Below are 12659 nucleotides of genomic sequence, written 5' to 3'. Positions count from 1 at the left end.
ATGACAGATCAACGGGCTGATTGGGATAGAGTGGCAGAGCTGTTACCTGATCCTCAACAAGAATTAGACTTAACCTTGTTGAGGAAACTACCGGAATTAATGAGGGAAAACGACTTTGAAATTACTGTCGTGACTTACAGAGGAAAAGTGATTTCAGTCGAAGCAGGAGACACAACAACCGTAGGGTATGGTTGTGCGATAGACATTGGAACCACAACGGTAATATGCAGTTTGCATGATCTATTTGATGGACAAGAAATCACAGCTGCATCAGCGTTCAACCCACAGAGAACCTATGGAGCCGATGTGATTTCTCGTATCGACTTTTCTCTAACGGGCGGTAACTTGGAAAAATTACAAAACTTAATTATCGATCAAGTTAATACCTTAATCGATGAAGTAATATCAAAAGCAGGAATAAATAGGGCGGATATTTATTTGCTTAGTGTGGTTGGAAATACAACTATGCAGCACTTGTTGCTTGGACTTCCTGCCAAGTATATTGCCGCACCGCCCTTCGTGGGAACTCTCTATACAGGACTTAGTTTTGATTCCACAGATTTAGGTATCAAAATCAATGACAGAGGCCAAACAGTCTTTTTACCCCATGTGGCAGGGTATGTAGGAGCAGATATTGTGGCAGGAGTACTGGCTACGGGTGCTTATAAGTATGATGCTCCATGCGTCTTGATTGATGTTGGAACCAATGCCGAAATTGTCTTAGCGGCTCAAGGCTCTTTATATGCGTGTTCAGCTGCGGCAGGACCAGCTTTTGAAGGTGCCAACATTTGCTGCGGCATGCGTGCGGAAACGGGAGCAATCGATCGGGTTTGGCTGGAAGACGGGAAGTTGCACTATCATGTTATCGGACAGGTTCCAGCATTGGGCTTATGCGGGTCGGGTTTAGTGGATGTCATTGCCGAGCTGCTAAGTATTGGAATTATCGATTGTAGCGGACGTCTATTAACCCGTAAGGAAGCAATCCCGATCGTGGGGGATACTTTGGCGGAAAGTTTGCGAGAAAATGACGATGGTGACGAATTTGTCATAGTTGAAAATAGTGAATTTCAAAAGGTAAGTCTCACACAAAGGGATATTCGCCAAGTCCAGTTAGCTAAAGGTGCCATACTGGCCGGAATTCGAATTATGATCAAGGAAATGGGCATAAAGATGGAAGATGTTGAGCTGTTTAACTTAGCAGGTTCCTTTGGCAATGTACTTAATAAAAAGAATGCTCAAGTAGTGGGTCTAATCCCGGCCACTATATCTCTGAGCAAAGTAGAATATGCAGGTAATACAGCACATGTCGGGGCACAAATTAATCTATTGCGTGCAGATACCGAAGAGATTGTGAATTCCGTAGTTAAAAATATTAAATATATTGAGCTTTCGGATCGAAGTGATTTTACGGAAGAGTTTACTAATGCCATGTTTTTCGGTGAATGTGAAGGATAGAGGTAAAAATGAAAGGAGGTGAAGGCTCTCACCTAACGAGAATAGAATACCCGATTGCGAGAAAGGCAGTTTATCTTAAAATTTCAAAATTGTGTCTTGACAAGCGGGGACATTTCAAATCCCATCCACCGCGGAATAATTCCCAAGGAGATTTATTACGTATTATTAAGGTGAAGGAGGCGCACTGATGAATTCATTCGGAGCATGGATTGTAGGATTGTGGTTAACCTATACGGCTGTCCTTATTGTACTAAGCAGATATGCCAAAAAGAAAGCCGAATCTGGTGAGGGTGGGGATAGTTTTTGGGTTGGAGGCCGCAGCTTTAAACCTTGGATGGTTTTCGTATGTATTACGGGCTTGTTTTCGGGTTCTTCATTTATTGTTGTTTTAGAATTGTCATATAAAGTGGGTATTTCAGCCGCTTGGTATGGCGCGGCTGAAATGGTTCATGTCTTAATCATTGCTCTGTTATTAATTGCCAATCTCCGTAGACTAAAAATGGTGACTGTTTCTGGATTAATAGGGGATAAATTCGGGCGACTGGCACTGGGCATAAGCGGTGCGATTACGGCCTTTACCTTTCCCATGTGGTCAATAGCAACCGCCCTTGCTTTTGCTTCTGCTCTTCACGTATTTACCCCTTTATCGCTTCCCTTTTCCATTGCGATTACAGGGATAACGTTGCTGATTTTTCTTCAAGCAGGTGGGATGTGGTCAATTGTTCTTACTCAAACAGCAAATAGTTTTGCGTTTGCAGCAATGTTTATCGTTGGGGGTATTGCCTTCTTTATAGAACCTGGTTTCGACGGATTAGCCGTGTTAGCAACCGCCAAACCTGCCATGTTTTCCCCAACAAATGTAGGTTTGCAAGTGATCATTGCTTGGTTTGCTACATTTTTGATCAATGTGTTTGTAGCCCAAGCAGCATTTCAGATGGCCTTATCCTGTCGTACTCCTGAGGAAGGTAGAAAAGGCTTATTAATGGCCTTTGGAGCAAATATTTTCTTCATTGCGTTCGGTGTATTGTTTGGTTTGTCAGCTGCTGCAGTTGTGCCAGGCGGAGCTCGTGGCATGATTGCCATACCGCAATATCTGGCTCAAGTATTACCAGCTCCATTGGTAGGCGTGTTCTTCCTTGGAATTTGGGCTGCAGCGTTGGGGTGGGGTGCGCCTTGCCAATTCTCCGGTGCGACAAGCCTTGGGCGTGACGTAATGGGTGCCATTAACCCGTCCTTAAGTGATGAACGCAAAGTTCTTTACACAAAGTATGCATTGGTTGCGCTAACCTTAGAAATGATTTTATTAGGTCTAATGCGTAGCGAAAACGCTTCCTGGTGGAATATTTTAGCATGGACGTTACGGAACGGATCGACGTTCGCTCCAGTTGTTGTGGCTTTGGCTTGGCCTCTGGCTACACGTCGTGGAGCAATAGCTGCTCTGTTCGGAGGATTTATTTCTGGATTATCATGGTATGCCCTAGGTGGTTGGGATCCAGTCAACTTTTTCTTTAATATTCATCCTGTGTTTATCGGTATGACCTTTAATATCTTATTGATGGTGGTAGTTTCAATGGTGGACAATGCCGGACAGTGGAAAATTAAATTTGATCAGTCATCCGGCAGAAAGATTTTAGGGCTTGTCTCTACGGCAGCCATGTTTTTACTGGGCTTTATAGCATTAACCCAATTTAGCTGGCTCTTCCAGAAAGGGTTGATCGGATTAAACCTCTTCCTCATTGTAGCTGCCATTTTTGTAATTGTAATGATCTATGTAGTACCTATAAAATCGGGTGTTACATCGATCGGAAAAGAAGTTGCTTAAATCTTACAACGTTGAATATGACCTTTAGGTTTAAGCCGTATAAGCTGGTAATGCTTCAAACGTTGCCAGCTTCTGTACATAACAAGTAAAGAGAGGAACTATAGTGGAGAATAGAGCTATAGATAAGTATGAGAGACATATACGGTACACGAAAGAGACTTTAAAAATCTGGGAAGGCAAGATTGATTGGCGTTTATAGTATTTGATTAGCCTGGCGCCTTTGTTAAGACAGTTAACAGTGGAAGACCTGGGAATAGCCATCGCAAATAGAGGAAAATTTTTAATTATATGATAAAATGTATAAGAGGTTTAAGTGTTGATTGAAAGGAATTTAGAATGAGCAGCGTTTTTGGTCTAATGGTACTAGTATTAGTTGCATCAACCCTGCAAGCAGGAACCGGTTTCGGATTTTCAATAATGGCAACGCCGTTTCTACTTTTACTTTTTGAACCACATGATGCAATTCAGTTAAATATCATACTTTCTCTTGTAATATCTGTCATTATGACATATAAACTACGTAGTGAGGTCAATAAAGAGAGCCTGATACGATTAATTAAGGGTAGTTTAATTGGAATTTTCCCAGGAATGTTACTTTTTATCTTTCTGGATGTCCGACCATTAAAGATTTTAGTAAGTATACTAATCCTAGCCTCAATCGCTTTATTAATAGTTAAAATTAATGTGAAACAAACCAACACCAATGAGTTAATAACAGGGGCCTTAGCTGGGTTGCTTACTACAAGCTTAGGTATGCCTGGGCCACCCTTGCTGATATATTTTGCCGGGGCAAAGGTTGATAAATCTACTCTTCGTGGTACTGCTTTAGCCTATTTCGTGTTTGTTTTGCCGATCAGTCTTTTACTCCAATTCTCAATGTATAGCATTTCCAAGGGCGTTTGGATATCAACTTTATGGACTTTGCCCTTTGCTATAATGGGAATTTATTTAGGACAATGGGTATTTACACGATTAAAGCAGCAACTCTTTGAAAAGATAATTTACGCATTGTTATTTTTCATGGGTATTTACTTATTACTTACTACATTATAAAATATTTTATAATAGTTGACAAACACTATAAATACGCGTATTATAAATCATAATTTAATAGCTACAAAAACCGTTGATGTGGAGATAAAAACAGTTCGTGCACTTTCAGAGAGCCGGAGTTGGTGTGAACCCGGCAGAACGCAGATTGTTAAATGGACCACGGAGGGCGCGATCAAAGGCTTCGGCCGAGTATTTCGCGACGAGAAGGCATACGTCAGTTGCCAGGAATATGTTAGTATTCTATAAGCGTGCGGATTTTTCCGCAAAGCAAGGTGGCACCGCGGGTATTTGAATTTTTCGAACCCGTCCTTGACTGTATAGTCATGGGCGGGTTTTTTGCGCACTAATTCAGAACGTATAACTTACGTCACATACTTTCTGGAGGTCCCTTCTCACCATCCATGGCTATAGGGACACTCGGCCATCCATGGCCAGCGCTTGGCGCCAGCCAAGTTTTCTTTACACAAAGGAGGGTAATTATAATGTACAGACCAAGCCTAAATGAAGCTAAGGAAATTGCCGCGGAATATAAGATGATTCCAGTTAGCCGTGAGATATATTCTGATGTCAGGACTCCGATCGAAGTGTTGAAGATCCTCAAAAACGTCAGCCGTCATTGCTTTTTGTTGGAAAGTTTGGAGAGTCCCGAAAAGTGGGGACGATATACATTTTTGGGTTTTGACCCGAAATTGGAGCTAGCTTGTACAAACGGAGTGCTCAAGATTAATTCGGATACAGAAACTACCGTAAATACAAAACATCCCCGTGAATATATCCAACAGATCCTAGACGAAAACAAAAGTCCTCGGTTCGATTACCTGCCGCCCTTCACCGGCGGTCTGGTGGGTTACTTCTCGTATGATTACATCAAGTACAATGAGCCGTCGCTAGAACTTGACGCTGAGGACCAGGAAGGTTTTAAGGACGTAGACCTAATGCTGTTTGACAAAGTGATCGCCTTTGACCATTTGAAACAGAAAATCATTTTTATTGCTAATGTAAAAACCTCAGAGCTAGCCTCAGGCCATAACAAGGCAGTCCTGGAAATTGAAAGAATGGTAAAGCTCATTAAACAAGGTGTTTATCAAGACACACAACCCGCTAGAATAACCTCAGAATTCCGGCCTTTATTTAAGGAGCATGAGTACTGCGCTATGGTGAACAAGGCGAAGCATTATATTCGTGAAGGGGATATATTCCAGGTAGTGCTGTCCAACCGCTTTGAAGCGGATTTTGAAGGAAGTCTCCTTGATGCCTATCGTGTTTTGAGAACCTTGAACCCGTCGCCCTACATGTTTTATATTTCCAGTGATGATCTTGAAATCGCCGGTGCTTCTCCGGAAACCCTGGTAAAACTTCAAAATGGCAAGCTCTCCACCTTCCCATTGGCAGGCACAAAACCAAGAGGGAAGACGGAGGAGGAGGATGCCCAGAATGAAAAGGATTTACTCTCCGACCCTAAAGAATTGGCCGAACACAATATGTTGGTGGATTTGGGTAGAAACGACTTAGGAAGAATTAGCAAATTCGGAACGGTGAAGGTCGAAAACTATTTATCCATCGAGCGTTTCTCTCACGTAATGCACATCGGATCCACGGTTCGGGGAGAGATACGGGACGATAAAAACGCCTTAGATGCCTTAGATGCGGTGCTTCCTGCAGGAACTCTCTCCGGCGCACCCAAAATCCGAGCCTGTGAGATCATCAACGAACTTGAAAACAATAAGCGTGGGATTTACGGTGGCGCCATCGGGTACATTGATTTTACGGGTAATCTGGATACCTGCATCGCAATCCGCATCGCCTTTAAGAAAAACGGCAAGGTTTTCGTTCGCTCCGGCGCCGGTATCGTTGCCGACAGCGTGCCGGAAAACGAGTATCAGGAATGTATCAACAAAGCCCAAGCGGTAATGAACGCCCTCAAACTCTCTGAGGAGGAGATCGACTGATGATTCTCTTAATCGATAATTACGATAGTTTTTCCTATAACCTATATCAACTGATCGGCTCCATCAATCCTGATATTAGGGTCATCCGCAACGATGAGCTGACTATTCCAGAAATAGAGGCTTTGGCTCCTGATGCGATTATCCTCTCCCCAGGGCCTGGTAGACCGGCTGATGCAGGAGTATGTGTCGAGAGTGCCAGACATTTCGCAGGTATAATTCCCATATTTGGGGTCTGTCTGGGGCATCAGTCCATTTGCGAGGGGTTTGGGGCCACAGTGTCCTATGCCAAAGAGTTAATGCATGGAAAGCAATCTCAAATAAAAATTAACACCGACTATTCACTATTTGCCGGATTGCCCGAAACGATCCACGGTGCACGGTATCATTCACTAGCCGCACTCGAAGGCACCATGCCTACTGAACTCAAGGTTATCGCCCGCACGGACGACGGGGAGATCATGGGCGTCAAACACCGAGATTATGAAGTGTATGGAGTACAATTTCATCCGGAGTCGATCCTAACACCCCAGGGCAGAATCATCATGGAGAATTTTTTAGGAGGGGATACGCATGATTGTTGAAGCAATACACAAGGTCATAAAAGGAGAGGACCTAGATTTTGAGGCTGCAAAAGCGGTTATGAGTGAAATGATGGACGGGACCGCTACCCATGGCCAAATGGGCGCTTTTCTCACGGCACTGCGAATGAAGGGTGAGAGCATCGATGAAATCACTGGCAGCGCTATGGCAATGCGCGAAAAGGCTATACCCCTCAATCAGGAGGTTCATGATGTCATGGATATTGTGGGCACCGGTGGGGACGAGGTGGGAACCTTTAACATCTCGACCACGACTGCCTTTGTCGTCGCGGCTTGCGGTGTTCCAGTAGCCAAGCATGGCAACCGCAGTGTATCCAGTAAAAGCGGCGCGGCGGATGTTTTGGAAAAGTTGGGAATAAATATAGCGATTACTGCTGAGCACAGTCGGAAAATATTAAAGGAAATCAATCTTTGCTTTATGTTTGCTCAAACCTATCACAGCTCGATGAAGCACTGTGCTCCCGTAAGACGAGAACTTGGTGTCCGTACAATCTTTAATATCTTGGGACCCCTGGCTAATCCCGCTGGGGCTAATATGCAGTTGATGGGCGTCTATGACGAAAACCTTGTCGAGCCTTTGGCCCAGGTGCTCTCCAATCTGGGTGTTAAGCGTGGCATGGTGGTCCATGGTTGCGATGGTTTGGACGAGGCAACTCTCACAACTAGGACAAAGGTCTGCGAAATAGAAAAGGGTATCTTAAAAAGCTATTACCTCGACCCAGAGGAGTTGGGTTTGAAAATGTGTACTTTGCCTGAGCTGATCGGTGGCGACGCAGAGGAGAACGCCAAAATCACCCGCAGCATTTTAAACGGCACTGAGCAGGGTGCTAAGCGCGATATTGTCGTTCTCAACTCAGCACTATGTCTGTATCTGGCCGGTAAGACAGCGACTATCAAAAGTGCAATCCCTCTGGCAATGGACCTGATCAACAGCGGCGCGGCTGTCGATAAACTTGAAGAATTTGTGAGACTTTCCAACGAGGTGAGTGCATGATCCTAGAGAAAATAGCAACCCGAACCGTTGAGCGGGTTGCCGAAATGAAACAACGAACACCATTAGAGCACGTCATCAGAGAGGCAAAAGCGTTAACCCCAAATAACGGCTTAGACATTAATACCGTTTTTCCTTTTGAAAAGGCCTTAAGAGCAGAGGGCTTATCCTTCATCTGTGAGCTAAAAAAGGCTTCACCCTCGCAAGGAATCATTGCTCAGGATTTTCCTTATCTGCAGATTGCTAAAGATTACGAAGCGGCAGGAGCTGCGGCAATTTCAGTTCTCACTGAGCCCTATTGGTTTCATGGACATGACCAGTACCTCACAGAGATTCACCAGCAGGTCGGCCTTCCTCTGCTCCGTAAGGATTTTATCGTGGATGGCTACCAAATTTATGAGTCAAAGATCCTTGGCGCCTCGGCAATTCTACTGATTTGTGCCCTGCTGAACACCGAGACATTGAAAGACTATCTGGATATTGCTCACGGCTTGGGCTTGTCCGCCCTGGTGGAAGCGCATACGGAGGAAGAGGTTAGATCAGCTCTGGCTGCGGGAGCCAGAGTGATAGGGGTCAATAACCGTAACCTGAAGACCTTCGAGGTAGACATCACCACCAGTATAAGGCTTCGCGCCTTGGTGCCAGAGGACATCCTCTTCATCTCAGAAAGTGGCATTAAATCCCCCGAGGATGTGGCAAGGCTTAAAGCGAACAAGACCGATGCTGTACTAATCGGAGAAAGCTTAATGCGCAGCGAGAATAAAAAAGAACAGCTTGCCATTCTGAGAGGAGAACGTGAAATCGTAAGTGAACATGGCACCATGAGAGGTGATTGTGTTTGAGGAAGATAAAAATTTGCGGATTGTTCCGAGAGTGCGATATCGATTACGTTAATGAGGCTTTGCCAGACTTTATCGGCTTTGTCTTCGCTAAAAGTCGTCGTCAGGTTAGCGGCGTTTGGGCAGAAGCCATGCGTCCTAAACTCAAGCCAGAGATCATACCAGTTGGGGTATTTGTCAATGAGTCGTTATCGAAGGTAGCCCAACTCTTAAATGATAACATCATCGAGATCGCCCAACTTCATGGGGAAGAGAATGAAAATTATATCCAAGAATTAAAAGCGCTGACCAACAAGCCCATCATCAAGGCAGTTCGTGTGTTATCCCAACAGGATATAGAGGGTGCGCAGGATACCGTTGCCGACTATCTGCTACTGGATAATGGAGCCGGTGGAACGGGTGAGAGTTTTGACTGGAGTCTAGTCAGTCAAGAGAAGAATCAAAATCAAAACCAAAACCAGAAGCAGAAACCTTTTTTTCTGGCTGGTGGCTTGAAGGCAGGCAATATCAAACAGGCAATAGCGGCTACAAGTCCTTACTCTGTCGATTTGAGCAGCGGGGTGGAAACGGCCGGACTGAAAGACCGAGCTAAAATCTTAGAAATAGTAAGGAGAATGCGCAATGGCTAAAGGCAGATACGGAATTCATGGGGGCCAATACATTCCAGAGACCCTGATGAATGCAATCCTAAATCTAGAGAAATCCTACGAGGACTTCAAAAATGATCCAGAGTTCAACGCAGAACTGAATAAGTTGCTGAGTGACTATGCGGGCAGACCGTCTTTGCTCTACTATGCGGAGAAAATGACCAACGATTTAGGGGGCGCTAAAATCTACTTGAAGCGTGAGGACCTCAACCATACCGGCTCACACAAAATCAATAACGTGCTGGGACAGGTGCTGATGGCCAAGAAAATGGGCAAGACACGCGTCATTGCTGAAACCGGTGCTGGTCAGCATGGTGTTGCTACTGCAACGGCGGCGGCACTGCTCGGTTTAGACTGTGAGATTTTTATGGGCAAGGAAGATACAGACAGACAAGCACTTAACGTCTACCGCATGCAGCTATTAGGCGCCAAAGTTCATCCGGTTACGAGTGGCACCATGACGCTAAAGGATGCAGTGAACGAAACAATGCGGGAATGGACGGCCCGTGTGCATGACACCCATTATGTTTTAGGTTCTGTGATGGGGCCCCACCCGTTTCCGATGATGGTCCGTGATTTTCAGAGTGTGATTAGTTTAGAAGCGAGAGAGCAAATCCTGAAAGTCGAGGGCAAACTTCCTGATGCCGTGGTTGCCTGTGTCGGGGGTGGCAGTAACGCGATAGGAATGTTCTATCACTTCATCGGAGATGAAAGCGTAAAATTAATTGGCTGCGAGGCAGCGGGACACGGTCTTCATACCGAGAAGCATGCTGCAACCATTGCTAAGGGAAGACCAGGCGTATTCCATGGCATGAAGTCTTATTTCTGTCAGGACGACTTTGGGCAGATTGCTCCGGTGTATTCGATTTCGGCCGGTCTTGACTATCCAGGAATCGGACCAGAACATGCTAATCTTTACGACACAGGCAGAGCAGAGTATGTGCCTGTAAGCGATGACGAATCAGTCGAAGCCTTCGAATACTTGGCACGAACAGAGGGGATAATTTGCGCCATTGAGAGCGCCCATGCTATTGCTCATGTACAGAAAATTGCCGGGACCATGAGCAAGGACCAAATCATGATCGTGTGTCTGTCAGGCCGCGGGGATAAGGACGTTGCCGCCATCGCGCGCTATAAGGGGGTATGTATCGATGAGTAAAATTGCACAGGCTTTTAAAAACGGCAAGGCGTTTATCGGATTTGTGACGGGTGGAGATCCTTCCATGGCCAAGAGCGAGGAGTTTATTCTAGAAATGGTTCGGGGTGGCGCAGATTTGGTAGAAATCGGCATTCCGTTCTCAGATCCGATGGCCGAGGGTTTGGTCATTCAAGAGGCGAATATCCGCGCCCTGTCTGCAGGGGCAACCGTAGATAAGATTTTTGACCTGGTAGCTTCTGTACGCCAAAAGACAGACGTGCCACTCGTTTTTATGACCTACCTAAACCCCGTGTTTAACTACGGGTACCCCCGCTTTTTCGCCCGCTGTGCGGAGCTGGGGGTTGATGGCATCGTCATCCCTGATTTGCCTTACGAAGAGAAAAGTGAACTGGCTGACGTTGCCGCAGGGTTTGGAGTCGATGTTATATCCTTGATTGCTCCCACCTCGGAACAGCGCATTGAACAGATTGCTAAGGAGGCAACTGGCTTTATCTATGTAGTCTCCTCGATGGGTGTCACGGGGATGAGAAATGAGATTAAAACTGATCTGCCAGCAATATTAGAGGTTGTCAGGGGCGCGAGTTCAATTCCCACGGCCGTGGGCTTCGGAATTAACACACCTCTTCAGGCCGAAGAGATCGCTAAAATTGCGGACGGAGTGATTGTTGGGAGTGCAATTGTCAAAATTATCGAGAAGCACGGCGAAAACGCTGGTTCTTACATTTTCGACTATGTCCGAAGTATGAAAAACGCTGTGAGGGACCAGGATTGAATTTAGACTTATGGGATCACGGCTTCGGCGATACTCTACTCACTGTTCAGGGAACTAATTGCAGAAGGAGTGAAGGCATATGGTATTTGTACTAAAACCAAACGTAACGAAGGAGCAGATTAATGCCTTCATTTATAAATTTGAAGCAGAGGGCTTTTCCACAATCCTGAGCACCGGGACAGAACACACCGTGGTCTGTCTGATCGGTAACACAGCGAAGGTGGATGTAGACCATATTGCTCATACCAACGACATCGTTGAATATGGCAAACGCGTAACCGAGCCCTATAAGGCGGTTAACAGAATCGTACACCCTGAAAATACCACTGTGAAGGTGGGCAATGTCAGCATTGGCGAGGGATACTTTACGGTCATCGCTGGCCCCTGCTCGGTGGAGAGTGAGGAGCAAATCCTGGAGATTGCCAAATCCGTGCAACGCAGCGGTGCAAGCATCATGCGCGGCGGCGTATTCAAACCGCGCACCTCGCCCTACGCCTTTCAGGGCTTGCAAGAAGAAGGCTTGAAAATGCTTGTGGCGGCAAAAAAGGCGACTGGGCTTCCCATTATCACAGAAATCATGAATCAAACCCAGATCCCTTTGCTGGACGAAGTGGATATTATCCAGATCGGGGCTAGGAATATGCAGAACTTTGACTTGCTTAAAGAAGTGGGCAAATGTAGAAAGCCGATCCTCCTGAAACGAGGCCTAGCCAATACCATCGAAGAGCTGCTAATGAGTGCAGAGTATATTATGTCCGAGGGCAATGAACAAGTCATTCTTTGTGAACGGGGTATACGCACCTTTGAGACGATGACAAGAAATACCTTGGATTTATCCGCAATTCCCCTGCTCAAACAGAAGTCACACCTTCCGGTGATCGTGGATCCCAGTCATGCGGCAGGAATACGCAGCCTCGTTGCGCCGCTTGCCAAAGCAGCCATGGCTGTAGGGGCAGATGGGTTAATGATTGAAGCCCATAATGACCCTTCTAGGGCACTGTGCGACGGCGCCCAGTCTTTGGATTTAAAGCAGTTTGAAGAAATAATGGTCGATTTAAGGAAGAGAGCCCTATTCGAAGGTAAAAAGATGTCATGAGCGCCATGGGACTCTCAGTATCAATTTTTATATTCAATAGATAGCGAATTTCTTCCAGCTTGTGTTTGACCGACAAATTGACGGTAACCCATCTCGGGGCAGCTACTCCGGACTTCGGATCAGGAAACAAATGATCGATCGACAATCTCAGAGGACTATCTATTTAACATATTTTGTTCCGAATCACTGTAAAAATTATAGGGAGGGTTTCGTCAGATACCCTCCCTATGAGATAATATTCTATTCGGCGGAACTCGTTGGGGCGCGAAGGTCCCTT

At 45.6% G+C, this 12659-nt stretch carries 11 protein-coding genes; all 11 read left to right on the top strand.

What is annotated here, in order from left to right; translation table 11 throughout:
• Window positions 1-1455: ASKHA domain-containing protein (locus JL57_RS11135; protein WP_034142122.1), on the top strand; the 1455-nt coding region annotated here is incomplete at its 5' end.
• A gap of 187 nt (window positions 1456-1642) precedes the next feature.
• Window positions 1643-3277 (top strand): sodium:solute symporter, encoded by a 1635-nt coding sequence (locus JL57_RS11125; RefSeq protein ID WP_034142120.1) that lies wholly within the window; start codon window positions 1643-1645, stop codon window positions 3275-3277.
• A 336-nt stretch (window positions 3278-3613) separates the two neighbouring features.
• Window positions 3614-4330: a sulfite exporter TauE/SafE family protein gene (locus JL57_RS11120; RefSeq protein WP_034142119.1), complete on the top strand. Its 717-nt coding sequence runs from the start codon at window positions 3614-3616 to the stop codon at window positions 4328-4330.
• A gap of 482 nt (window positions 4331-4812) precedes the next feature.
• Window positions 4813-6279 (top strand): anthranilate synthase component I, encoded by a 1467-nt coding sequence (trpE, locus tag JL57_RS11115; protein WP_034142118.1) that lies wholly within the window; start codon window positions 4813-4815, stop codon window positions 6277-6279.
• Entirely contained in the window at window positions 6279-6860 is a 582-nt protein-coding gene (locus JL57_RS11110) for an aminodeoxychorismate/anthranilate synthase component II (RefSeq protein ID WP_034142117.1), read from the top strand. Before trpE ends, JL57_RS11110 begins: the two co-directional genes overlap by 1 nt.
• On the top strand, window positions 6850-7872 hold the full coding sequence (gene trpD, locus JL57_RS11105; protein WP_034142116.1) for an anthranilate phosphoribosyltransferase: 1023 nt from the start codon (window positions 6850-6852) through the stop codon (window positions 7870-7872). Before JL57_RS11110 ends, trpD begins: the two co-directional genes overlap by 11 nt.
• Window positions 7869-8711, top strand: a complete 843-nt coding sequence (gene trpC, locus JL57_RS11100; RefSeq protein ID WP_034142115.1) for an indole-3-glycerol phosphate synthase TrpC — start codon at window positions 7869-7871, stop codon at window positions 8709-8711. Before trpD ends, trpC begins: the two co-directional genes overlap by 4 nt.
• A complete protein-coding gene (locus JL57_RS11095; RefSeq protein WP_034142114.1) occupies window positions 8708-9337 on the top strand; it encodes a phosphoribosylanthranilate isomerase in 630 nt (209 codons plus the stop codon). The genes trpC and JL57_RS11095 overlap by 4 nt, the downstream gene beginning before the upstream one ends.
• On the top strand, window positions 9330-10514 hold the full coding sequence (gene trpB / locus JL57_RS11090) for a tryptophan synthase subunit beta (protein ID WP_034142113.1): 1185 nt from the start codon (window positions 9330-9332) through the stop codon (window positions 10512-10514). Before JL57_RS11095 ends, trpB begins: the two co-directional genes overlap by 8 nt.
• Window positions 10507-11286: a tryptophan synthase subunit alpha gene (gene trpA, locus JL57_RS11085; RefSeq protein ID WP_034142112.1), complete on the top strand. Its 780-nt coding sequence runs from the start codon at window positions 10507-10509 to the stop codon at window positions 11284-11286. Before trpB ends, trpA begins: the two co-directional genes overlap by 8 nt.
• Before the next feature lie 79 nt (window positions 11287-11365).
• Window positions 11366-12382, top strand: coding sequence for a 3-deoxy-7-phosphoheptulonate synthase (aroF, locus tag JL57_RS11080; protein WP_034142111.1), 1017 nt, complete (start codon window positions 11366-11368; stop codon window positions 12380-12382).
• The last annotated feature ends 277 nt before the right edge of the window (window positions 12383-12659 follow it).

It is taken from the genome of Desulfosporosinus sp. BICA1-9 (assembly GCF_000802135.1).
Note: the sequence above shows the minus strand (reverse complement) of the source record. Positions and strands in the feature narration are given on the sequence as shown.

Excerpts from the sequence above, each read along its gene's own strand:
- JL57_RS11110 (WP_034142117.1), top strand. The coding sequence starts at position 6,279 with ATGATTCTCTTAATCGATAATTACGATAGTTTTTCCTATAACCTATAT.
- trpA (WP_034142112.1), top strand. The coding sequence starts at position 10,507 with ATGAGTAAAATTGCACAGGCTTTTAAAAACGGCAAGGCGTTTATCGGA.
- aroF (WP_034142111.1), top strand. The coding sequence starts at position 11,366 with ATGGTATTTGTACTAAAACCAAACGTAACGAAGGAGCAGATTAATGCC.
- trpC (WP_034142115.1), top strand. The coding sequence starts at position 7,869 with ATGATCCTAGAGAAAATAGCAACCCGAACCGTTGAGCGGGTTGCCGAA.
- JL57_RS11120 (WP_034142119.1), top strand. The coding sequence starts at position 3,614 with ATGAGCAGCGTTTTTGGTCTAATGGTACTAGTATTAGTTGCATCAACC.
- JL57_RS11125 (WP_034142120.1), top strand. The coding sequence starts at position 1,643 with ATGAATTCATTCGGAGCATGGATTGTAGGATTGTGGTTAACCTATACG.
- trpE (WP_034142118.1), top strand. The coding sequence starts at position 4,813 with ATGTACAGACCAAGCCTAAATGAAGCTAAGGAAATTGCCGCGGAATAT.
- trpD (WP_034142116.1), top strand. The coding sequence starts at position 6,850 with ATGATTGTTGAAGCAATACACAAGGTCATAAAAGGAGAGGACCTAGAT.
- trpB (WP_034142113.1), top strand. The coding sequence starts at position 9,330 with ATGGCTAAAGGCAGATACGGAATTCATGGGGGCCAATACATTCCAGAG.